Raw genomic sequence first — 24,528 nt, 5'->3', positions numbered from 1 at the left:
AGGGTATTATGTTGTTATTATTCAAAAAGAGTCTTAAAAAATTAAAATAAATAAAAAAAATTTGGATTTATTAAGAATTATTAACATATTTGCATTTGTTAATTTAAAAAGTGTTAAATATGAATGTTAAATTACCTGTTTTAACTGTTGGGGTTTTGTTTTTCTGTGGACAAGCTCTAATGGGACAAAAAACAAAAACTGTTACAAAACCAAAAACAGATACTGTTTCTGAAAAGATTATAGAGGAAGTAGTTGTTCAAGGTTATAGAACCGTTTCAAAAAAAACCTCTGCTGTTTCTTCCGCGACAATTACAAATGAAACAATAGAAAACAGACCAAATGCCAACGTCTTAAATACAATGCAAGGGCAATTGGCAGGGGTTAATATTATTGCGGGGAGCGGTCAGCCAGGAGCTAAGCCGGAAATTATAATTAGAGGTGTAGGAACCATAAATGGTAACTTTGATCCTTTGTATGTTATTGATGGTTTCCCGTCGAATAGTGATAACTTTAGGACTTTAAACCCTAATGATATAGAAAGTATGGATGTTCTAAAAGATGCGGCGGCATTAGCTGAATATGGCTCCAGAGGATCTAATGGTGTTGTTGTTATTAGAACAAAAAGAGGTGGGTTTAATTCTCCGTTATCAATCAGATACAGTAATCAATTAGGGGTGTCTATTTTGCAAAAAGCAAAATATGATTTGGCATCTACATCTGAGTTATTGACCTTGCAAAAAAGATTTGGAGTTGGTTTGGGATTAACCTTAACTGACGATGAAATTCAAAATTATCCAATTCAAACAGATTGGCTTAATTATTTTTTTAAACCAGCTTTGACAAATAGTCATAACATCAATTTTGAAAGTGGTAGCAAAAATCTATCTTCTTTTACCTCTTTAGGCTATTTTGATCAGGAGGGTATTTTAAGATCTACTGGATTGAAGAGATTTACATTGAGAAATAATTTGAACGGAAAAAATGAAAGTGGTAAAATTAGATACTCTGTTAGTACGGCAATAGGTCATTCTAAAAATAATTTAGCTACTAATATTGGAACAGGGGGGGTAAACCAAAATTATGTTGTAGGTGCTTTCAAAGCTGCTCCATATATTTCGCCTAGCATGTATCAGAATTCACAACAGCTATTTGATCTTGCTGGTGGAAGTTTTTTGTATACGCCACTTTATTTAATGGATAAATTAAAAACATTTAATAATCTTACTGAAGAGACAAGAATAGATGTTGCTACGGATTTATCTTATAAATTAACTTCTGAGCTTACGGCAAGAGTAAAAGCTTCGGGACAGTTATTACATACAAGAACAGCAACTGCACAGAATCCATACTCATGGAACGAAATCTATTTTGCACCACAGAACAATTATCAAGGTTTTGAACAAATTACAACTAGGAGAGAATTTTTGTTTAATAATTTGTTGTCATTAAGTTATAGAAAAGTTTTAGGAGATCATACTTTTGAGGTTGCTGCAAACTCAGAATTTAATCATTCTACAGTTCAGTCAACTGGATTCAGACAAAATGGTTTAAATCCATTAACTTATGTTTTTGATACTGGGGCTGGTTATATCCCAAATCCAGGAGGAGCAAATTATATTCCTCAAACAGTAAGTAACTTGAGGTTGAAATTAAATATGATTTCTTATTTTGGATCTTTCGATTATAATTTCCAAAAAAGATTTGGTGTAACTGGTACAGTCAGAACAGATGGTACGAATAGATTTTTCAAAGGATATCAATGGGGCACTTTCTGGTCTGCCGGAGGTTACTGGAATTTAGAAGAAGAGAATTTCATAAAAAATCTAGACTTTGTTAATATCCTAAAATTGAGAGGCTCCTATGGTACAACAGGTAACCAAAGGTATATTGATGGTACTATTTATGCGGGTCTTAATCCTCCAGGATACCAAGATACTTATACGATAGGTTACAATGCTTACAACGCGGGTACTCTCTATAATAATGTTGCTTATTCTGGTCAAGGACTTGATATTGCTTTTGGATATTTGCCGTTAACATGGGAAACTACTAGATCTTATAATATTGGTTTGGATTTTGAACTTTTTAATAAGAGATTAAGAGGGACATTCGATAGATATGAGAGAAGAACTACAAACCTTTTTTATGACGACCCGGTTTCACCAACACTAGGAGCTTTATCAATTAATAAAAATACAGATATTGTTGTAAGAAATGAAGGTTATGAACTAAACTTAGGTTATGATATAGTTAAGTCGCAAGATTGGTTGTTTACTATTAGAGCTAATGGAGCTTTAAATAATCAACGTGTTTTAGAAGTTGGAACACCTTATGAATCTCCAGACGGAACGTTAATCATTAATTCTAATCATTTAATGTATGAGTTTTTTGTTTATAAGTATTTGGGAGTAAACCCGGCTACTGGAAATATGTGGTTTGAAGATATAAATGGTAATCCAACCGAAACTCCGAAATTGGAAGACAGAAGATATACAGGAAAGAATTTCTATCCTAAATATCAAGGAGGGTTTGGGTTTGATTTAAATTATAAAGGCTTTTTTATGTCAACAACCTTTACTTATGTTGCTGGGGTGTCAAGATTTGATTTAGATATGGATGGTTATTATACTCCTGCAGGAAATATTAACAACTTTAATGTTGTTAGTGATTTATTAAATGCATGGACTCCAACAAATACTAATACGAATGTTCCTTCATTAACAGCAAATAATTATGCAGCCGCTGATTTTTCAGATAGATTTTTAGTGGATGCATCATATGTTAGACTTAGAAATTTTCAGTTAGGATATAGAGTGCCATCAAGCCTCTTAACAAATACTTTTGTAAAGGATTTATCTATCACATTACAAGGGGAGAATCTTGTGACATTCTCAAAATGGAAAGGTTTTGATCCTGAGAGCAATAGAAATCTTGATGTGTATCAATATCCTACACCAAGAATCATTACATTAGGTTTTGATGTTAAATTTTAATAAAAAAGAAAACATGAAAAGAATATTATATAGTATATTAATTACGGGTACATTGACTACAACTATTAATTCTTGTAGTAATGATTATCTAGAAAATTATACCCCAGGGGCTTTAACAGAAGAGGTTGCAATAACTAATAGTTCTGATTTGCAAAGACTATTGAATTCTACTTTAGGAATAATTAGTAGTCGATCAGAAACTCTTTTTAATTCGGTATTTACTGATGAGATTGGAATAGGATTTGTGAATGGGGGACAAGGTTTAACGGATGATTGGGTATTCTTTGCTGCGCCTACTTCATCTGGACCTAGCTCAATATGGAATTCTTCGTATATCGCAATAGCTAGAATTAATAGAATAATAGAATATGCAGATATAATTACTCCAGCAAATCCTGATGATGCCAAAGTCATTGCACGCTACAAAGCAGAAGCATTGGTGTTGAGAGCATATCTTCATTTAAAAGTGTTAGCATATTTTACAACTGATATGAAAGATGATAATGCACTAGCTGGAATAAAATCTGACAGAGTTTACATATCTATTGAAACAGATCATGCAAGGGTTACTAATGGTGAAATGTATAGTTTTATACATGCGGATTTGGATAGTGCAATATCTATTTACAATACTGTAAATCCACCAGCAAATCCTGTTGGTTCAGCGACAATTTTCCCCTCACTAAATCTCGCTAAATTTGTAAAAGCCAGAGCTTATTCGTATAAGGGTGATTATACAAACGCTGAATTATGGGCTGATGACGTAATAGCTAACTCAGGAATTGTATTAGCAAGTACAGCAAATTATACTAATTTGTTTTTTACTGATACAGAGCCTGCTAATACAGAAGTAATTTTTAGATTAAAAAGGACACAACAACAGAATAGTCAAACTACAAATTTAGGTAATGGTTATGCATTCGCTACCTCCACTGTTAACGGATCACCATATTTTGAAATTGGAAGAGCATTATTCAACAAAATACCTACAAATGACGTGAGGTATACTGCGATTGTGCATAATTCATCAATTATTGATCCTAATTATGCAACATCACCCGATTTTAGAAATACAGATAAATTAATTCTCGGTAAGCATCGAGGAAATTCAGCTAGAGGTGTTTTGAATGTTGATTTTAAACTCGCTCGAATTTCAGAGATGTACTTTATAAAGGCCGAAGCTAGAGTTAATGCAGGGGATCTTACTGGAGCTGGAACTGTTTTAAAGCAAGTTTTGGATAGGAGATTTACAACTGCTCAAAATGCTCCTACATTTTCTAATGCACAAGTGGCATGGTCATATATTCTCAACCAAAGAAGAATTGAATTTGCTTTTGAGGCCTATAGATTTATTGATATAAAAAGATTAGGAACTTTGGCAGGACAGGGGATTGATAGAGATCCAGCGGATTACTCATCGACCTCAGCAAACTATCCTGGCGCAAACCCTGCTAATTTACCTTTAGATAGCTATAAGTGGGCACTTCCTATTCCACAGTCTGAAACTAGAGTGAATAAAATTGTCCAACAAAATCCAGGTTATTAATTTTCAAATAACATAGATTATATAAATCCCGCACTATGCGGGATTTTTTATTTCAGTATAATTAGTATTTTTGTACCCAAATTTCCTCGATGAAATATTTATTCTTACTACTATTCATTTTCGGTATTTCTGCAAATGGACAGCAGATCAAAAAAACAGATTCCAATACGCCAACTTCAGATACGCTCAAAGTAGATTCTGGGGAACAGGATTCTTTGGAGATCTACAAACCTACGATCAACGATTACCAAGTCAAAACCAGATTCTCCGAAAAGAAAATCTATGACACCACTTTCGCAATCGACAGGTCGTACGTTGTAACACAATACAACAAACAAGATAACTTCGGAAAAATCCAATCTGCCAATATAGGTTCTGGATTTCAAAACTTGGTTTACGAGAAAAATGCGGCACAAAATCTCACGCTTCTTCCAGAAAACAAATCTTTCTACATCAAAGGGGAAAATGAAATCAACTATTATGATGTAAAAACCCCGACCACCACATTTTTCTACAACAACGCGATGCGAAATGGCGGACAATTGCAAACCACGTATACTCAGAATGTCGGCAAGAATTTCAACTTTGCAATAGAGTATATGGGACTTAGATCGCAAGGGTTGTACAGAAATAGTTTGGCTTCCAGCAACAACACCATTTTCAGCGGTCATTATCTTTCCAAGAATGGCAAGTACGAAGCCTATGCACATTACATCCATCAGAATATCAACAACCAAGAGAATGGTGGCATTGCCGACCTCGATGTTTTTCTAAGCGGTGATTCCAGATTCAGCAACAGACAAAATATACAGACTAATTTAGAAGGAGCAGAATCCCGATATTCCTACAGAAGATATTATTTCAGTCAGGAATTTTCGCCTTTCGATCCGGAGAAATATCAGTTCAAACTGAGACACACGATCTACCATCAAGGCAACAAATATTATTTCTCGGAAACTTCTCCAAATATAGGATTCTTCGGGTCAGAAAGCATTACGAATTTCCCGCTTAACAACAAGAAATTTACAGACAATCTCAGCAACACTTTCAGTTTGGTTTGGGACAATGAGAAGTTCAAATTGGATGCAGGTTTTCGCCATCAATATCTGACGTTTGGAAACAAAAATGCCTATCAGTTTTTCAATATTCCAGGCTATTTCAAAGAGCAGAGAATTGGCGCAGTCGGGAATTTGCAGATCAAATTATTAGACAAAATCCAACTGAAATCTTTCCTCGAGATTTCCAAAGGTTCGCAGTTTGGAGATTACATAAAGACGACCAACCAATTGGTTTTCGAACCCATCAAAGATTATTTGGTGGAGGGAAGAGTCAATTTCCAATCCGCATATCCGAGTTTTAATTATCTCGTCAACTCTTCACATTATATAGATTACAATTATTACCTTCAAAATCCCAACAACGAGATCGTCACCCAAATTGGAGGAACAGTGAGATTGGCGAAATGGTTTGACACACAATTGTTTGTAGATTTTTTCAAGATAGATAATTACACCTATTTCGACAACGATTCCAAGCCACAACAAAGTTCGTCTTCACTCAATATTTCGCAGATTGGCGGAGAAAGCACTGTCAAGTTTGGAAAATTTAACCTCAATGGAAAGGCAATGTTCCAAAAAGCTTTGAACAACGAAGACCTTTTGCCAATGCCGGATTTCATCGGGAGAGTCAATTTTTTCTATCAGACCAAGGCGTTCAAAAAAGCGGCGGAGATCCAGGCTGGAGTCAAATTGTATTACTTCACTAAGTTTGCCTCACGAGAATATTCACCGATTCTTAATGAGTATATTTTGCCAAGTGCAACTGCATATTCAATTGGTGGACAACCGATTGCTGACGTTTACATCAATATGAGAGTCAAGCGAATGTATTTTTACATAGAAGGCCAGCATATCAACGAAACCTTTATGCAAAACAAATCCTTCACGTCGCCCAATTATCCATTGTACGATTTTAGGCTCAATCTGGGCATCGTTTGGTATCTTTTCCACTAATTCAATTATGGCAGCTATTTCCGCCTTCCGTTCCCAATCTTTTTGCCTAGCTTTTCCAGCCACAAAAAAGGATTTCCACTCAAGTCGGGCTGCGGGATTCTGCAAAAAACGAAGATTTGTTATCAGAAACACCTGTCAACTATCAACCAACAACAATCAACCAAATGACCATTGATTTCGAAAATATAACCAGCATTCCAAAACTCATCAAAGATTTTTTAGGAAAAAAACTGGACGGATTTCAGAACAAAGTTTTTGATTTGGAAAACTTCAGAAATCAAATCACTGAAAAACAAAATTCATTTTCCGATGAGAAAAGGGAAGTTCTTTACGACACTATTTTTTCGCAAAATCAAGAATCTCAATTGTCACCAAAACAGTTGGAGTTTCTTTTCTCATTGAAAGAAGGCAACACATTTACGATTACAACAGGACATCAGCTCAATCTTTTCACCGGACCGGTTTTCTTCGTTTACAAAATTTTGCAGACCATAAAAACCGCAGAATTTCTAAAATCAAATTTCCCAGATCACAACTTCGTTCCCCTATTTTGGATGGCCACAGAAGACCACGATTTCGAAGAGATCGATCATTTCAAAACGCGCGAACATTATTACGAAATCAAAGGAAATTCTGGAGGCGATGTAGGAAATATCAAAATTGAAGACCAATATTTCATTCAGGAATTTGAAAAAGAATTCAAAGACCATCTCTACGGAACCGAATTGATTCTTTGGATCAAAAATGCTTACAAAAAAGGAAATTCACACACGCAGGCGGTTCGATATTTGGTGAATCAATTGTTTGCAGAGTACGGATTGTTGACCATCGATGGAAATTCAAAAGAATTGAAATCTCAGGTTAGAGATATTTTCAAGAAAGAAATATTATCTAACCAACTTTTCGAAACCACGAAAACGCAAAGAGAATTTCTGGAAAATGAATATCACAAAGTTCAGGTCAATCCGAGAGAGATCAATTTATTCTATCTTTCAGAAACCAGAAACCGAATTGAGAAAATCAATGATGAGTATCAAATTCTCGACACCGATCTGGAGTTCTCTGAGGAACAGATTTTAAATGAATTGGAAAATCATCCGGAAAGATTCAGTCCAAATGCGGTTCTTCGCCCGGCTTACCAGGAATCTGTCTTGCCAAATCTGGCCTATATTGGCGGAAATGCAGAAATTATGTACTGGATCGAGTTGAAAAATTTTTTCGAATCCATCAATCTTCCTTTTCCGATTTTGGTTCCAAGAAATTCAATGTTGTTCATTGAAGAAAAAACTTTCAGAAAAATTGAAAATTCAGGACTTAAAATTGAAAACTTCTTCGAAAATTTCGCCGAAGTTTTGAATCAAAAAATTCTTGAGAACAACGAAGTCAAATTACTTCTGACAGAAAAAGAACTTCAATTAATCGGTTCATTTTCAGAACTAAAAAACAAAGCGTCCGAAACCGAAAAAACATTCTACAATCTGGTAGAAGCAGAAGAAACCAGACAACTGAAATCTTTCCGAAGAATGCAAAAACGTCTTCTGAAAGCCGAAAAAACAAAGCAATCCGAACGCTTTGACCAGATGCAAAGTTTGTTTCTAAAAGTTCATCCCGGCGGAAATTGGCAGGAAAGGGTTTTCAATTTCAGTGTGTTTTATGCAGATTTTGGCAAACAATGGATTGAAGACAGCTACCAAAAAATGAATGTTCAAAAATCCGAATTAATAATTTCGCCCATTTAATCTGATAGTAATATTTAGAAAAAATTAGGTTTCCAAATTTTGTATATTTGTTTTGAATAAATAATTCTGCTATGACAACGATAACAATTAATAAACGAACAAAAGCGGGAAAATTACTTTTCGAAATGGCAAAGATACTTTCTGAGAAAAAAGAAAGTGGAGTTACGATTGACGAGACAAAACCTCGCTATAACAGTGAAACCGAGAAGGCAATGAAAGAAGCGCGTGCTGGAAAAACAAATCCCATAAGTCTAGAAGATTTTAGAAAGCAATTGTATTCTTGATGTATCGTTTAGAACAATCTAATCAATTTAAAAAAGACATCAAGCTAGCAAAAAAACTTGGTTTGAATATGAAATTGCTTGATGAAGTTGTAACATTATTAGTAATGGAAGAAAAACTTCCGTCCAAATATAAACCTCACAAACTTTCCGGAAACTATGAAGGATATTGGGAATGTCATTTAAAACCTGATTGGCTTTTGGTTTGGGATCAAGAAGAGGAAATTAAATTAATCACTTTAGTAAGAACAGGAACACATTCTGATTTGTTCTGAAACAAAATTTCGCCCATTTAATCTGAAAGCATTATTTTTGTATCATTATTAAAAAAGAATGATAAAGAAAATTTTCATTTTATCCGCAGTTACTGCCTTTTTAGGCTTGTCCGCACAGAAAACGCACACCGTTGCGCCAAAAGAAACGCCTTATGGAATTTCCAGACAATACGGTTTGTCCATCGACGAATTGTACCAATTGAATCCTTCCAAGAAAGAAGGAGGTTTGAAAATTGGTGACGTTTTGGTGGTTGCCAAAGCTGGAAGCGCTACAAAATCTGTAACAACGAAAATAACGCCTGCAACTGCTGTAACAAGTTCTGGGAAAACCGGAACAATTACTTTGCAACCAAAGCAAACCGTTTACGGCATCACAAAACAATATAAAATCTCAGAAGCTGACCTCAGAAAACTAAATCCGCAATTGGATTCAAATCTGAAAATAGGGGACAAGATCACTTTGCCTTTGGACAGTATTCAGAAATATGCAGACTCTGCCTCGAATGTTGCACAAACAACGGTAGCTGAAACTCAACCTGAGGTAAAAACAGTGACTAAAACCGAAACTGTAACTTCTGATCCTGCAAAAGGTTTGTATGTTGTTCAGGCGAGAGATAATTACTACAAAATCTCCAAGCAGTTCAATCTGACTCAGAAACAACTGTTTGCACTCAATCCAGGATTGGAATCTACAGGTTTGAAACCAGGCGAAACCATCAAAGTTTCAGGGTCTGATTTGATCAATGTTGAGGATAATTCTCAAAATAGTTCAACGTCTGCACCAGTAACAAAAACGGTTACGACAACTCAGACTTCAGCGCCAAGTGCTACGTCTTCTGCTTCTGGAAATACTTCGACTTCAGAAGATGATTATGTGACTTATTCAGTTCAAAGTGGTGATACGATGTTCAGTATTATGAATCATTTCAATGTCACTTTGGATCAATTGATTACGCTTAATCCAAGTCTTTCTGGTGGTTTGAAAGCCGGAATGACTTTGAAGATCAAGAAACAAGATCCGATGTACTCCAAAAAAGCGGGCGATGTTTTGAGCGTGGTCTTGATGTTGCCTTTCGGCTTTGATGCCAACGATGCAAAGTACAGAACGATGTCTATGGATTTCTTGACTGGTGCCAAATTGGCCGCTGAGAGAAATGCAAATACTGGACAAAAACTAGACATCAAAGTTGTAGATGCTGGTAACGAAAATACTTTTAAAAATAGCCTTTCACAAATCAACCAGGATAATACGGATCTGATTGTCGGACCATTTTTCAAATCAAGTGTTTTGGAGGTTCTTAATTATGTAAAAGAAAAGAAAATCCCTGTAGTTGCGCCTTTCGCGAATTCTGCGGATCTTTTTGATTACAGCAATTTGATCATTGTAGAAACTGAAAACTCTGTTTATTCAGATAGAATCGTGAAAGAGGTTGCACAGGTTTATCAAGATCAAAAAATTTATATCGTTGCGGATAATTCCAAAGCGAACGCCAACGCCATCAAAGCTGGACTGGAAAAGTCTTTGTCTAAAGCGAATATCGTAATTGTAAATTCATCAAACGAAATCCAATTGGAAAACAATATGATGACCGGACAATCGGTTCCTGTGATCGCAGTTTTGACAGACGATGACGATTCTGCCGGAAATGCTTTTGCTTCAAAGTTGATCAGCCTTGGGAAACAAAACGACGGCGTGAAAGCGTTCAGTATGTTTTACAATGCAAGTTTTGAGAAAAATGTAGATGATCTTTCCAAGACAAGTCTGGTTTATCTAATGGACAGAAAAATCAACTACGACGGCGATTTTGAAAAAGAAATTCTTGCCGCCTACAAATCAAAATATTGCAAAGCACCATCCAAATATGCCGTGATCGGTTTTGATGTGATGAATGATATGCTGACAAGAGAAAACAAAAAAGGAGAAATTTTTAAACAGATCAATAAATCACAGACGCAGCTTGCCACAAAATTCGAATTTGTAAAAGCGAAACCAAACGGTGCGTACATCAACAACGGTTACAGAGTTGTTAGATTGATGCAGTAGATTATAGTTGATAAGCGATGAATGATAGACGATTCAGGATTCGTAATTTCAAGATTAATATTAAAATAAAATTTAAAACATTGATGAAATAATCATTTATCATTCATCAATTATCATTTATAAAAATATATGAAAGCACTTGTATTTCCTGGTCAGGGTTCACAATATGTAGGAATGGGAAAAGAATTGTACGATTCCCGAAAAGATGTGAAAGACTTGATGGATTCTGCCAATGAGATTCTTGGTTTCGACCTTGTTTCTACAATGTTCAATGGAACAGACGAAGACCTCAAAAAAACCAGCGTTACCCAGCCTGCGATATTTTTACATTCTGTAGCAACAGTGAAAGTTGCCAATGGGTTGGGCGCAGAGATGGTTGCAGGACATTCTTTGGGCGAATTTTCCGCTTTAGTGGCAAACGGTGTTTTGTCTTTTGAAGACGGACTGAAGTTGGTTTACGAAAGAGCCCAAGCAATGCAAATGGCTTGCGACATCAATCCAAGTTCTATGGCTGCAATTCTTGGCCTTGAAGATTCCAAAGTAGAGGAGATCTGCGCTGAGATAGAAGGAATCGTGGTTCCTGCGAATTACAACTGTCCTGGACAATTGGTGATTTCTGGCGAAACTGTTGCCGTGGAAAAAGCTTGTGAAGCATTGAAAGCTGCTGGCGCAAAAAGAGCTTTGATCTTGCCTGTAAATGGCGCTTTCCATTCACCTTTGATGATGCCGGCTCAAGAGAGATTGGCGGCTGCAATTGAAAAAACTAATTTCCGTAAAGCGACAATTCCGGTTTATCAAAACATTACCACAACGGCCGTGACTGATCCGGAAGAAATTAAGAAAAATCTAATTGCACAATTGACGGGTCCTGTAAAATGGACACAAAGTGTGCAGAATATGATTAAAGATGGCGCAACTAATTTCATCGAAGTTGGACCTGGAAAAACACTTCAAGGTTTGATTAAGAAAATCAATTCTGAAGTTTCTGCATCTTCTGCGATGTAAATTTCGGCCGATCTGATATTATTAAAAATAAAATTTCCATAAATGAACAGGATATTTTCACCCGGAAAGCTGATGCTGACCTCAGAATATGTTGCTGTAGATGGTGCTCTTGTCCTGGCTGTTCCCACAAAGCTAGGACAAGAGTTTTTTTTTAATGAACACAATGATGAGAGATCGTTGATCTATTGGAACGCATTTCATCAAGATCAATTGTGGCTAGAAACGGTCATTGATTATAAAACTTGGACCATCATTAAAACCAATGATCAAAAAGCGTCTGAGTTCATCCTGAAAGTTTTGAAAAATGTGCAGGAGCTTTCTGATATTAAATTTAAAACTAATAAATCCTATCATCTCAAAACCAATCTCCAGTTCCCATCAGATTTCGGATTGGGAAGCAGTTCTACTTTGATGAGCAATCTCGGAGAATGGGCAGAAATCGATTCGTTTATTTTAAATGAAATAAGTCTTGGCGGAAGTGGTTACGATGTTGCTGTTGCCAAAGAAAAGTCGGCAATTCTCTACAGTCGTTTTCCGGAAAGGGTTTATGAAAAAGTAATTTTCGATCCAATTTTCAAAGATGATTTGATCTTCATCCACCTCAATCAAAAGCAAGATACGAGAGAGGGAATTTCGCATTACAAATCAAAACCGAGATCTCAGGATTTGATCAACGAATATTCTAATTTGACGAAAGCTATTCTTAAAAGTAAAGATTTAGAAGAATTTTCGCAATTAATGGCGTTGCACGAAGAAAAACTTTCCGATTTTCTCGAAATTCCAACTGTGAAGGAAAAATATTTCCAAAACTGTCCCAGCTTTTTCAAAAGTTTGGGCGCTTGGGGCGGAGATTTCGTTCTTACGTCCAAATTTGGAGATTATCAAGCCTATTTCAAACAGCAAGGTTACGATAAAATATTTTCTTGGCGCGATTTAATTAATTGATTGTTAATTAATTATGAATAAAAATTAAACTGATGAAAATCAGCTAATAAAAACTTTCATAGTTCGCTGATATTTTTACATTTGTCCCAACACCTTTAATCTTCAAAAAAAATTAAAAATGGACAAGCTAAAATCTTATCTTGAACGTCAGGGCATTTTCAATCCCAAACAGATCTTACACAATCCAACTTACGAAGAAATTTTCCAAGCAGAATTGGATCCAAAAAATTCCGGTTTTGCCAAAGGAGTTTTGACCAAATCTGGAGCTGTTGCTGTAAAAACAGGCATTTTCACTGGTAGATCTCCAAAAGACAGATACATTGTCAACGACGGTATTACAAAAGATACGATCTGGTGGGACGGAACCATCAACCGACCAACGACCGTGGAAGTTTTTGATGAGCTGAAAGACATTGTCACCAAAGATCTTTCCAACGAAAGTATCTATGTGGTCGATACTTATTGCGGATCCAACGAAGACACCAGACTGAAAGTGAGATTCGTAACGAAAGTGGCTTGGCAAGCGCATTTTGTGATGAATATGTTCATCCGTCCTTCCAATTATGATCTTCAGAATTATGGCGAGCCAGATTTTGTGGTCATCAATTCTTCTGAATCTGTGAATCCAAATTGGGAACAACACGGCTTGAATTCCGAAGTTTTCGTAATGTTTGATTTGACCAAGAAAATGCAGATCATCGGCGGAACTTGGTACGGAGGCGAAATGAAAAAAGGATTGTTCGCCATTATGAATTATTACCTTCCGCTGAAAGGAATGGCCTCAATGCATTGTTCTGCAAACGTTGGTGAGAAGGGCGATGTGGCTGTTTTCTTCGGCCTTTCCGGAACTGGAAAAACCACACTTTCGGCAGATCCAAAAAGATATTTGATTGGTGATGACGAGCACGGTTGGGACAACAACGGTGTTTTCAACTACGAAGGTGGATGTTATGCGAAAGTGATCGACCTTAGCAAAGAAAAAGAACCGGATATCTACGGCGCAATCAAAAGAGATGCATTGCTGGAAAACGTAATTACAGACGATGAAGGAAACGTAGATTATACCGATGGATCTATCACAGAAAATACGAGAGTGTCTTATCCCATTTATCATATCAGCAAAATAGTTTTACCATCAAAAGCTGGTCACGCAAGCAAAATCATTTATCTTTCTGCCGATGCTTTTGGGGTTTTGCCTCCGGTTTCTATTTTGACAGAATGTCAGGCTCAATATCATTTCCTTTGCGGTTATACATCAAAGTTAGCAGGAACAGAACGTGGAATTACTGAACCAACGCCATCTTTTTCGCCAGCATTTGGTGAGGCATTTTTGACGCTTCATCCAACAATGTATTCCAAAACTTTGATCCGGAAAATGAAGGAACACAATGCAAAAGCTTATTTGGTAAACACCGGCTGGAACGGAACTGGCAAAAGAATTTCTCTGAAAGATACAAGAGCAATCATCGATGCAATCATTGATGGAAGCATTGATAAAGCGGAGACGGATCACGTTCCGATTATGAATTTGGAATTCCCAACTTCTCTTCCGAATGTTTCCGAACATATTTTGGATCCAAGAGATACTTATGAGAATAATTCTGATTGGGAGAAAAAAGCGAAAGATCTTGCCAAAAAATATATCAAATATTTTGAGCAGTTTGCCGATAATGACGAAGCGCGTGAACTGATTTCTTCTGGCCCTGTTTTGTCAGAAGTTCATCAAGATTAATATAAAATAATTGTAAAACATCAAACGCTTCCAACTCGGAAGCGTTTTTTTATTCTAATAATTTGCCAGATTGATACAGAATTTGTTTTTCATTCTTCTCAACAGTCAACGATATTTCAGGCGCGCCTTTTTCGCCGATGATTCCTCTGTAAATCTTATAATTATATTCTCCCTTTTTAAAAATAATGGTGTGATTGCCTCCGCTTCCTTCCATTCTGACAGTTCCGTTAGTTAAGACCAAATCGGGTTTTGAAGCCTCGGATTTACCGATTTTCCAAGAAGCGTATCTGTATTTTTCATTTGCTAATTCATCAATCCTGATCAGATAACTTTTTGTTTGGATTTTGTAAGTTGGTGATTTGAAAATCTTTAAGGATGAATGTAATTTGCTTTTATCATTCAGGATTATGTTCTTTTTCTGAGTCAATTCAAAATGACTTTGATAGTTAAGTGCTGTAATTTTCCCATCGGAATCTATCCACAGATCGCCATTATTTAGCATTATTCCACGCCAACCAACTTCGCTCCATTGATCTATTTTCGAATTTGAAATCTCATCAATGATTGTTTTGTCAAAAATCTGGTTGAATCTTTTCTTTAAATCTGCTTCATTTTTGACTGATGGAATTGGATATTCTCTATTCAAAGGATAAGTAATCACCTTCGAAATTCCATCGATGTTTTTAGTTTTAAATAAATTAATCAACTTTTGAATGTTCTCAATTTCAGTTTTATCCAAATCATTTTGAGCAAACGAAAGATTGAAAATCAATAATAGAAGAATCAGGATTTTGTATTTCATTATTTAAATTTATTTCAAAAATGAATTGTGTGCTTTCTCAAAACCAATCGTCGTAGATTCTCCGTGTCCACTGAAAACTTTTGTAGCTTCTGGAAGCGTCAGTAATTTGGTTTTTATGCTGGTGATCAATTGGTCGAAATCACCTTTGTAAAGGTCTGTTCGGCCGATGCTCATCATAAAAAGTGCGTCGCCGGAAATCACAAATTCATTCTCCTTATTATAAAAAGCTACACTTCCTGGCGAATGTCCCGGAACATCGAAAATTTGAAAAAGGTCTGAGCCTAATTTGATTTCGTCGCCTTCTTTGATCAATTGCGTCTCGCCTGTGAAAGCTGGGAAAAAGAAACCATATTTTTTAGCTGTGAAAGGTGCTTGCTCTAGAATTTCGATTTCATTGGAATGGAGCAAAACCGGAACTTTGAATTCGTCGTAAGCCCATTGTAAACCGATGATATGGTCGATGTGAGCGTGCGTTAGAAGAATGTTTTGAATCTTCAAATCTTTAGATTTTATAAATTCACCTAAAACTTTAGTTTCTGCGTCCGGCATATTTCCCGGATCTATAAGAAAAGCCTGCTTTTCATCGTTATAAATAAGATAAGTGTTTTGCGAAAAGGGATTGAAAGTGAAGGATTCTACGTGTAACATTTTTTTAATTTAATTGTAAAAATATAAAACATTAACTTAGCGATATGAACATACTTAGACTATTTTTTATTTTTTTAAGCACAATTTCTCTCGCTCAGGAAATCAGAAGCGTACAGGTTTTCAATCCTAAGACCAATGACGAAACGCCGATCATTGCGCAAGGCGAACAGTTGATTTTGAGATTTGATGATCTTTCCAACACCAGTCAACTTTACCGATATACCTACAAACATTACAACCGAAATTGGGAAGATGACGGACTGTTCTTCACAGAATATGCCGACGGAAGTATGAATGCGCTGATAGATCAGTTTCAATATTCTTTCAATACTTATCAAAAATATACGCATTACGACTTGGTTTTCCCAAACGAAAAAATTCGGCCAAAGATTTCTGGCAATTACGAAATCATCGTTTACAAAGATTCTCAGGACAAACCATTGTTCAAGAAAAGATTTTCTATCTATGAAAACAATGCTAATCTTGGAATCAATGTCACCCGTTTGATCGATGCCAAGAATCCGAACGCCAAACAAAGATTGGAAATCCAAGCTACGGGAAATGGCGCGGGAATTACAAATAATATTTCTTCGTTGTCATTAAGTGTGATTCAAAATAACAATTGGGGAATTTCTTTAGCCAATATTCGACCAAGTTCTACGATGGGGAATCAACTTTTGTTTCAGCAATTAGGTTTGGCATTTCCAGGAAATAATGAGTTCTATTATTTTGATAACAAAATTATGAACCAAGCGATGGATATGGTGGCAAACACAGAAAACATCGATGGGAAAAACTACACTTACCTTCATCCTGTTTGGGCCTTTCCGGGCGACTATCAATATCAGCCTGATGTAAATGGTGCGTTTTATTTCAGAAGAAATGACCTTGGAATCGAGAGAGATGCGAACAGGGAAGGTGATTATTCTTGGGTTTATTTTGCACTGGATAGTCAGAAATCTGATAAAGAATTCTATGTATTAGGAATGTTCAATGATTACAAAGCTGATGCGAAAAGTCAAATGATCTACGACGAAAAAGCACAAAAATACATTGCGAAAATATATCTAAAACAAGGTTTCTACAGTTATATTCTTGCAACCAAAGGATCAGATGGACAACTCAATTACGGTGAAGTCAACGGAAACTTTTGGCAAACGGAAAATCTCTATCAAGCATTTTTATATTATACTCCTTTTGGTAGAAATTTCGATGGTTTAATGGGTTATGGAGAATTTAGAACACCTGTCAGGTAATTTTGTGTTAATTTAATAGAGCTAAATAGCTGTTTGGAATATTTTTGGCTATATCATAAAAAAGTACAAACTATTATGGATCTTAGCTTTGAAAATAACAAATCCGGAAACGGAGGTTACATCACTTTGAAGAACAGCGCAGAAGATGTCGGTAGACTGACTTACACGATTGTTCCCGAACTTAAAAAACTAATTGTTAGTTACGTGATGGTTTTCCCAAAATTTGAAGGACAAGGTCTGGGGAAAAAATTGGTTGAAAAATCCGTGGACTTTGCCAGAAAAAATGGCTGGAAGATAAAGGCACATTGTTCTTACGCACATTCTGTTTTGAAAAGAAAACCAGATGTCGAGGACGTTTTTATGAATTAATGGTAAAGATTTTACTTTACTATAAAGTTACGGCTCGCATTTGCGAGCCGAACTTTTTTATGATCTAATCAAGGAATTATCTATTCATAGACATCAAGAACTCTTCATTGTTCTTTGTTCCTTGTATTTGTTTTTGTACAAATTCCATTGCCTCCAGAGGGTTCATATCAGAAAGATATTTTCTCATAATCCACATTCTTTGCATAGTCGCCTCGTCCAAAAGAAGATCGTCTCGTCTTGTACTGGATGAAACCAAATCCACAGCTGGATAGATTCTTTTGTTCGCAATTTTTCTGTCCAATTGCAATTCCATATTTCCGGTTCCTTTGAACTCTTCGAAGATCACCTCGTCCATTTTTGAACCTGTATCGATCAAAGCTGTTGCGATGATTGTCAAAGATCCACCATTTTCGATTTTTCTAGCCGCACCGAAGAAACGTTTTGGCTTATGAAGCGCATTGGCATCAACACCACCAGAAAGTATTTTTCCTGAAGCTGGAGTCACCGTATTGTAAGCTCTTGCCAATCTTGTGATCGAGTCAAGAAGGATTACAACATCGTGTCCACATTCCACCATTCTTTGCGCTTTTGAAAGAACCAAGTTCGCCACTTTTACGTGCTTGTCTGCCGCTTCATCAAAAGTAGATGCGATCACCTCTGCGTTCACACTTCTTTGCATATCAGTTACTTCCTCAGGGCGTTCGTCAATAAGAAGAACCATCATATAAGCTTCCGGATGATTAGCAGAGATGGCGTTGGCGATATCTTTAAGCAAAATCGTTTTACCAGTTTTTGGTTGTGCAACGATCATTGCTCTTTGTCCTTTTCCGATCGGTGCGAACAAGTCAACAATTCTTGTAGATAGTGTAGAACCTTTTCCTGCTAGATTGAATTTCTCCTGAGGGAAAAGTGGCGTCAAATATTCGAAAGCAACTCTGTCCTTGATGAAAGCCAGATCTCGTCCGTTAACTTCAGTCGGTTTCAAAAGTGAGAAATATTTCTCGCCTTCTTTTGGCAATCTTACGAATCCTTTTACGGTGTCTCCCGTCTTCAAACCATAATTTCTGATCTGATTGGTAGAAACGTAAACGTCGTCTGGAGAAGAGATGTAACTGAAATCTGAAGAACGAAGGAATCCGTAATTGTCCGGAAGGATTTCTAAAACACCTTCAATCGTGATCAATCCATCAAAGTTGAATTCCTTCTTTGGCGAATTGTCCTGTTGGTTTTCGGATGGTTCTTTTTGATTGTTGTGTTGAGGAGAATTGGGATTTTGTGTTTTTTGTTGACCTCTATTGTTATTATTGGTCTTTTGCTGTTGCTGCCGATTGTTTTGCTGTTGAGGCTGTCTTTGTTGAGGTTGTTGTTTTGTTTCCTCTGGTTTTTCGTCAGATTTAGGAGCGGTTTCTGTTGGTTGAGTTGGTTCTGCTGGTTTAGCTTCTGCCACGACTTCTTGATTTTCGTTGGCTACCACTCTTGCTCTTGGTTGTTTTTTCTTCGGCGGGTTTGGTTTCTTGACTTCCTCCGTCGCAACCGGCGTTTCTACCGCTACAGGAACCTCTTCTTTTGCTACCTCTGCAGTTGGAGTTGCCGTTTCTTCTTTCGGTTTCTCTGCAGGTTTCCTACCTCTTTTTTTGGCGGGAACAGCTTTCTGCTCAGAATTTTCTTCTGTCTTTTTATTCATATTTTCCTGATTGGCGTTTAGATAATCTTTAATGATTTTTGGATTCGAAGCCTGATAGTCCAGAATTGCGAAAACGGTTTCTTCTGGAGAGCTTTTCTTTGCCAAATTGACGCCTAAATCTTTAGAAAGTTTAGCCAATTCCTCGTCGGATTTTGACTTTAGCGTTTCAATATTAAACATATAATGCGTAAAAAAGTAAATTAATTTTGTAAAAGTAAGAATGAAAATCAGGCGATTATCATTTTTAATAGGTGATTACAATGCAAATCTACATTAATTTTTGAATTACGCAAAAATTATTTTACTTTTGCAGACAATTTATTCCCATTCAAAACGGAATTGATCAAGAAAAAATGTTACAACGAATACAAACAATCTGGATATTATTAGCTGTATTAGGCGCTTTGTTCCTCAATCTTACAGCGCAGGATTTTGATATATTAGGTGGAAATCTTCTAATCAATATTTCTACGGTTTTATTAATATTATTAGGATTGCTAAGTATTTTCAGTTTCAAAAACCGCAAAAGACAAATCTTGCTGAATAACATCAGCATTTTTATAAACGCTTTGTTGCTTGGTTTTTTGATTTACTGGCTACAAAACTTATCCGGAGGAATTCAATTTCCTGAGAAGGGTATTGAGCCAATTTTCTCAGCAATTGCGATTGTATGTTTGCTCTTGGCAAATGTGTACATCAAAAAAGATGAGAGGCTCGTAAAATCTGTAGACAGACTTCGATAAACTTGACGACGATTTTTTTGAGTAAGAACAGCTTCCTTTTTGGAGGCTGTTTTTTTATTTTTATTAATATTAATGGTAACAAAACCAAAGAATCACTGACATATCAGTTATATCTTTGTCTTATAAATAAATCAACCATTATGAAAAAACTCAACCTGTTTCTTTTTATCACGCTTTCCACATTTTCTTTCGCTCAAGAAATCTCCAAAGAAAGAGTTGTAAGCATTGTTTCAACTTTAGCTTCGGATGAGATGAAAGGCAGAAAATTCGGAACGCCGGAAAATGACAAATCTGCTGAGTACATCGCAAATGAATTCAAAAAAAATAATCTGGATTACTGTGTCGGAGATTCTTATCTGATTCCATTCGAATATAAAGGACAGAAAGGTTTCAATGTCTGTGGGATTAAGAAAGGGAAATCGGAGCAAAGTTTGGCTTACTCAGCACATTTTGACCACATCGGAACCAATACAAAATCTGGCGATAATATCTACAATGGTGCAGATGACGATGCAAGTGGCGTTGCGACCGTAGTCGGTTTGGCAGATTATTTCAAAGATAAAAAGACAGATTACTCAATGGTTTTTATGGCTTTCAATGCAGAAGAGATTGGATTGATTGGTTCAAAAGCATTGGCTGAAAATGAAAAGTTGAATCCGGTTTTTAATAATATCAAAGCACTTTTCAATTTCGAAATGCTGGCAACAGAATCCCAATTCGGGAAAAATGCCGTGTTTATGACCGGTGACGAGTTTTCTGATTTTGACGAATTGATTAACGCCAATGCAATAAATGGTTTGAAAGTTCATTCCGACCCATATCAAGGTCAGCAATTGTTTTACCGTTCAGACAATGTGAATTTCGTCAAAAAGAAAATCATCGCGCACTCGATCTCAACAGTTGACATGAACAAAGCGACGCACTATCACGCTGTGAATGACGATATTAATATTGTTGATGCAGAAAATTTGACAAACATCATCAACAACTTTGCAAAAACAATCGAGAAATTGAATACCAAAAACTTCACGCCAAAATACAACGACAAAGTAAAATACGATTTCTAACGTCTTGATAAAAGACTTCTCGCTATTGATAAAAACCACATAGAAAAACGCATAGTAAATTTAAAAAAGACAAAATAGAATTGAACGCTTATCTATTTTATCTTAGATTCACAAAAACTATGTGCCTATGTGGTTAATGAATTTTTCAATTGATTGTTTTAATAGGCTTTAAACTAAGCTATTTATTTTCCGTAATTTTGCATTTCCAATTTTTTTGAATGAAACCATTTCAGCGCATCATCAGTATTGCCAAACCACATCAGAGATTCCTGTGGGGCAGTATGTTTTTTAATATTTTATACTCCCTTTTACAAATTGCTTCCATTGGAACTTTGCTCCCAATTCTGAGTGTGATGTTCGGAACTGTGGACAAAGTTGACACTTCAAAAGCACCAATTTGGAGCGGTAGAATTGCAGATTATTTTGGGTATGTTAAGGATTGGGCATATTATACGATTCAGATTAATATGGACGAACACGGTGGCATAAAAGTTTTGGCTGTTCTGTGTTCTATCACAGCGGTTGCATTTTTACTAAGAAATATTTTCAGATATCTAGGCTCATATCTATTGGTGAACTATCGTGTTGGGATTACAAGAGATCTTCGGACTTTGATGTACGATAAGTTCCTAAAATTACCTGTTTCATTTTTCACCGAACAAAGAAAAGGCGATATGATGTCTCGGATCTCCAATGATATTGGCGCTGTAGAAGGCGGCATTATGGGCTCTTTGGTAGATATCGTGAACTCGCCGTTTATGATCATTTCGTCATTGACAGCATTGTTTCTTCTGTCCCCAAAATTGACTTTGTTCTCATTGGTGGTTTTTCCGATTATGGGATGGATTATCTCGTGGGTTGGGAAAAGCTTGAAAAAACAGGCCAGATTTGCTCAGGAAGAATTGGGAAATCTTTTTTCTTTGGTTGATGAAACCCTCAAATCGGCAAAGGTGATTAAGATTTTTAACGCCGATAAAATCCTTAAAAACAGATTTAATAAAACAACAGACCAATGGCAACATCATGCCATTTCTATGAGTCGAAGACGAGAATTAGCTTCTCCGATGAGTGAATTTCTTGGATCTGTAACAATGTTGATCATCACCTATTATGCGGGAACAGAGATCATCAATGGAACCAATAAAGACCCTGCTACTTTCCTGGCTTTCATAGGTGTTTTCTTTCAGGTGTTAGATCCAGCGAAGCGTTTGTCCAATGCAATTTCAGCAATCCAGGGTGGAATGGCGAGTTTGGAAAGAGTTTCGGAAGTTTTAGATTATGATTTGAAAGTCGAAGAAGTTGCCAATCCAACACCGATTTCCGAGATTAAAGATAAAATCGAATTCAATAATATTGGTTTCTATTACGAGAAATCGAATTTGATTCTAAAAAATGTTTCTATCACTTTACCTAAGGGAAAAACCGTTGCTTTGGTGGGACAATCCGGAAGTGGAAAAACGACAATAGCCAATTTATTAGCAAGATTCTATGATGTTTCAGAAGGTGAGATCTTAATTGATGGTCACAATATCAAAAACTTAAAACTGACAGATTACCGACAATTGTTAGGAATGGTAACTCAGGAATCGGTCTTGTTCAATGATTCGGTTTACAACAATATCTTGATGGGAAATCCAGACGCGACCGAAGCTCAAGTGATAGAAGCCGCTAAGATTGCAAATGCCCACGAGTTCATTTCTCAGCTTCAGGATGGCTACTACACCAATATCGGAGACGATGGAAACAAGCTTTCCGGCGGACAAAAACAACGTGTTTCCATAGCGAGAGCGGTTCTTAAAAATCCACCGATTATGATTCTCGATGAAGCAACTTCTGCCTTGGATACAGAATCTGAAAGATATGTTCAAGACGCGCTGGAAAAAATGATGGAGAACAGAACGTCATTGATCATTGCTCACAGATTATCGACAATCCAAAAAGCGGATCACATTGTCGTGATGGAAAAAGGTGACATCATAGAGCAAGGTTCTCACCAGGAATTGATGGACAAAAACGGAACGTACCGCAAATTGGTAGAGTTGCAGAATTTTGACTAATGAATCCCATTCAAGAATATCTTTTTCGGATTGATGAGCCTGCGAGAAGTGTTCTTCTATTTCTTAGAAAAAAGATTTTGGAATCCGATGAATTGATTACCGAAACCCTCAGTTTTGGACTTCCTTTTTTAAAATACAAAAAGAAAATGCTCTGCTATTTCTATTACAGCAAACAGCATCATAAACATTATCTCAGTTTCTACCACGGCGATAGATTGCATCATCCCGAGCTTTTATCCGAAGGCAGAAAGAAATTCAAAATCCTACTTTTGGATATGGATGAGGATTTGCCAATGGAATTGATTTTTGATATTCTAAAGGAAGTTAAAACTCATATTAAGTAATCAAAGCAATTAGCCAACTTCCAATCCATTTTTAACAGGCAAACTCGATGTCAAAAGCGTTACTTCACTTTTATTTTCACCATAAACACCCATCACCAGACACTCGCTGAAGAAATTTGCAATTTGTTTTTTCGGGAAATTGACAACGGCCATAATCTGTTTTCCAATCAAATCTTCTTTCTTGTACAAAGCCGTGATTTGAGCCGCAGATTTTCTAATTCCCAGATCTCCAAAATCGATTTCCAATTGGTAAGACGGATTTCTAGCTTTTTCAAAATCTGTTGCGGAAATGATAGTTCCGACTCTAATGTCGATTTTCTCAAAATCGTGCCAAGTTATTTCTGGTTTTGTCATTTTATTTTTCTTTGTTAATTAAGTCTTCTAAGAGTGTTTCAACTTCCAATTTCTGTTCAGCATACTTTATTTGAAGCTCACTTCCTTCGCCCATTCTTGAATAATAGATCAACGCTTTTTCCCCGAAGAATTTTTTATAATAATCAGAAAGTTCTGGAATCTGTGGAAAGTTGGTGTGGAAAAGCATTTCGTAGTAAGCTTGCCATTCGCGTTCGTTCTTGTCCGTTACCATCATTCTTGGTGATTTCTGGCGGACGTGCAACATCTCGTGAGCCAGCATATTGAGAACCAAGGTCAAATCAAAATCGAAGAGGTTTCTTGGGATCATCACGTGTTGCAATTCTCCGAGTTCTCCGTTTGCGGTTAAGAGAATTGAGTTCTTTTCTAATTCATCGCGGAAACCAAATCCTGCAAAGTTGTCGTCGTCCAAATCGAACTGGTGAATGAGGAATTTCGCGCCGTCTAGGATTTCGCCGGTTTCTTTGTAAGCGTTGAGGTTGAATTGTAGTTTTTCGTAGTTCATTTGTGTTAAAATAAAAATTGTTCTGAAGAAATTCAAATTTACAATTTAACCCAGAATGTTCAAAATATATGGTAACCTGCGCCCCGAGCTGAACGGAGCTCTTTTTGCA

General features: G+C 36.4%; 21 protein-coding genes. 16 read left to right on the top strand and 5 right to left on the bottom strand.

The features are described from left to right. The first annotated feature begins 119 nt into the window (after window positions 1-119). From IO90_RS01645 to pckA, 10 genes are all read left to right on the top strand, one after another. On the top strand, window positions 120-2,993 hold the full coding sequence (locus tag IO90_RS01645) for a SusC/RagA family TonB-linked outer membrane protein (protein ID WP_051878178.1): 2,874 nt from the start codon (window positions 120-122) through the stop codon (window positions 2,991-2,993). Then, complete coding sequence (locus tag IO90_RS01640; protein WP_034963305.1) at window positions 2,980-4,539, top strand: RagB/SusD family nutrient uptake outer membrane protein; 1,560 nt, start codon at window positions 2,980-2,982, stop codon at window positions 4,537-4,539. The genes IO90_RS01645 and IO90_RS01640 overlap by 14 nt, the downstream gene beginning before the upstream one ends. 89 nt (window positions 4,540-4,628) lie before the next feature. Continuing rightward, complete coding sequence (locus IO90_RS01635) at window positions 4,629-6,551, top strand: putative porin (RefSeq protein WP_034963304.1); 1,923 nt, start codon at window positions 4,629-4,631, stop codon at window positions 6,549-6,551. Window positions 6,552-6,667: 116 nt separating this feature from the next. Next, entirely contained in the window at window positions 6,668-8,290 is a 1,623-nt protein-coding gene (gene bshC, locus IO90_RS01630) for a bacillithiol biosynthesis cysteine-adding enzyme BshC (protein ID WP_316931161.1), read from the top strand. Window positions 8,291-8,361: 71 nt separating this feature from the next. Then, the gene (locus tag IO90_RS01625; protein ID WP_034963303.1) at window positions 8,362-8,574 is read left to right on the top strand and encodes a hypothetical protein; all 213 of its coding nucleotides are present in this window, start codon (window positions 8,362-8,364) and stop codon (window positions 8,572-8,574) included. After that, entirely contained in the window at window positions 8,574-8,846 is a 273-nt protein-coding gene (locus IO90_RS01620) for a type II toxin-antitoxin system YafQ family toxin (RefSeq protein WP_034963301.1), read from the top strand. Before IO90_RS01625 ends, IO90_RS01620 begins: the two co-directional genes overlap by 1 nt. A 58-nt stretch (window positions 8,847-8,904) precedes the next feature. Beyond that, window positions 8,905-10,890 (top strand): LysM peptidoglycan-binding domain-containing protein, encoded by a 1,986-nt coding sequence (locus tag IO90_RS01615; RefSeq protein WP_051878176.1) that lies wholly within the window; start codon window positions 8,905-8,907, stop codon window positions 10,888-10,890. 129 nt (window positions 10,891-11,019) lie between these two features. Then, window positions 11,020-11,895, top strand: a complete 876-nt coding sequence (gene fabD / locus IO90_RS01610; protein WP_034963299.1) for an ACP S-malonyltransferase — start codon at window positions 11,020-11,022, stop codon at window positions 11,893-11,895. Window positions 11,896-11,937: 42 nt separating this feature from the next. After that, a complete protein-coding gene (locus IO90_RS01605) occupies window positions 11,938-12,840 on the top strand; it encodes a GYDIA family GHMP kinase (protein WP_034963297.1) in 903 nt (300 codons plus the stop codon). 118 nt (window positions 12,841-12,958) lie between these two features. Continuing rightward, window positions 12,959-14,572, top strand: a complete 1,614-nt coding sequence (gene pckA / locus IO90_RS01600) for a phosphoenolpyruvate carboxykinase (ATP) (RefSeq protein WP_034963295.1) — start codon at window positions 12,959-12,961, stop codon at window positions 14,570-14,572. A 49-nt stretch (window positions 14,573-14,621) separates the two neighbouring features. Here pckA and IO90_RS01595 read toward each other — a convergent pair whose 3' ends face one another. Then, window positions 14,622-15,374: a hypothetical protein gene (locus IO90_RS01595; protein ID WP_034963293.1), complete on the bottom strand. Its 753-nt coding sequence runs from the start codon at window positions 15,372-15,374 to the stop codon at window positions 14,622-14,624. A gap of 9 nt (window positions 15,375-15,383) precedes the next feature. Further along, the gene (locus IO90_RS01590; RefSeq protein ID WP_034963291.1) at window positions 15,384-16,022 is read right to left on the bottom strand and encodes an MBL fold metallo-hydrolase; all 639 of its coding nucleotides are present in this window, start codon (window positions 16,020-16,022) and stop codon (window positions 15,384-15,386) included. 44 nt (window positions 16,023-16,066) lie between these two features. Between IO90_RS01590 and IO90_RS01585 the strand changes: the two genes are divergently transcribed. Further along, on the top strand, window positions 16,067-17,278 hold the full coding sequence (locus IO90_RS01585; RefSeq protein ID WP_034963289.1) for a DUF5103 domain-containing protein: 1,212 nt from the start codon (window positions 16,067-16,069) through the stop codon (window positions 17,276-17,278). A 75-nt stretch (window positions 17,279-17,353) separates the two neighbouring features. After that, window positions 17,354-17,647, top strand: coding sequence for a GNAT family N-acetyltransferase (locus IO90_RS01580; protein WP_034963287.1), 294 nt, complete (start codon window positions 17,354-17,356; stop codon window positions 17,645-17,647). 76 nt (window positions 17,648-17,723) lie between these two features. Here IO90_RS01580 and rho read toward each other — a convergent pair whose 3' ends face one another. After that, window positions 17,724-19,511, bottom strand: a complete 1,788-nt coding sequence (rho, locus tag IO90_RS01575; protein WP_034963285.1) for a transcription termination factor Rho — start codon at window positions 19,509-19,511, stop codon at window positions 17,724-17,726. A 173-nt stretch (window positions 19,512-19,684) separates the two neighbouring features. On the opposite strand from rho, the gene IO90_RS01570 reads away from it, so the two are divergent. From IO90_RS01570 to IO90_RS01555, 4 genes are all read left to right on the top strand, one after another. Then, a complete protein-coding gene (locus IO90_RS01570; RefSeq protein ID WP_034963283.1) occupies window positions 19,685-20,074 on the top strand; it encodes a DUF4293 family protein in 390 nt (129 codons plus the stop codon). A gap of 140 nt (window positions 20,075-20,214) precedes the next feature. After that, a complete protein-coding gene (locus IO90_RS01565; RefSeq protein WP_034963281.1) occupies window positions 20,215-21,141 on the top strand; it encodes a M28 family peptidase in 927 nt (308 codons plus the stop codon). Between the two features lie 218 nt (window positions 21,142-21,359). After that, the gene (locus IO90_RS01560) at window positions 21,360-23,198 is read left to right on the top strand and encodes an ABC transporter ATP-binding protein (protein ID WP_034963279.1); all 1,839 of its coding nucleotides are present in this window, start codon (window positions 21,360-21,362) and stop codon (window positions 23,196-23,198) included. Then, complete coding sequence (locus IO90_RS01555; protein WP_034963277.1) at window positions 23,198-23,542, top strand: DUF1801 domain-containing protein; 345 nt, start codon at window positions 23,198-23,200, stop codon at window positions 23,540-23,542. The genes IO90_RS01560 and IO90_RS01555 overlap by 1 nt, the downstream gene beginning before the upstream one ends. A gap of 9 nt (window positions 23,543-23,551) precedes the next feature. Here IO90_RS01555 and IO90_RS01550 read toward each other — a convergent pair whose 3' ends face one another. Next, window positions 23,552-23,896 carry a tRNA-binding protein gene (locus tag IO90_RS01550; RefSeq protein ID WP_034963275.1) on the bottom strand — a complete coding sequence of 115 codons (345 nt, stop codon included), beginning with the start codon at window positions 23,894-23,896 and terminating at the stop codon, window positions 23,552-23,554. A 1-nt stretch (window position 23,897) separates the two neighbouring features. Beyond that, the gene (locus tag IO90_RS01545; RefSeq protein ID WP_034964175.1) at window positions 23,898-24,419 is read right to left on the bottom strand and encodes a hypothetical protein; all 522 of its coding nucleotides are present in this window, start codon (window positions 24,417-24,419) and stop codon (window positions 23,898-23,900) included. Window positions 24,420-24,528: the final 109 nt, after the last annotated feature.

It is taken from the genome of Chryseobacterium sp. FH1 (assembly GCF_000735135.1).
In the GTDB taxonomy this organism is placed as follows: domain Bacteria; phylum Bacteroidota; class Bacteroidia; order Flavobacteriales; family Weeksellaceae; genus Epilithonimonas.
The sequence above is the reverse complement of the archived record's forward strand: the minus strand, read 5'-3'. Positions and strand labels throughout refer to the sequence as shown.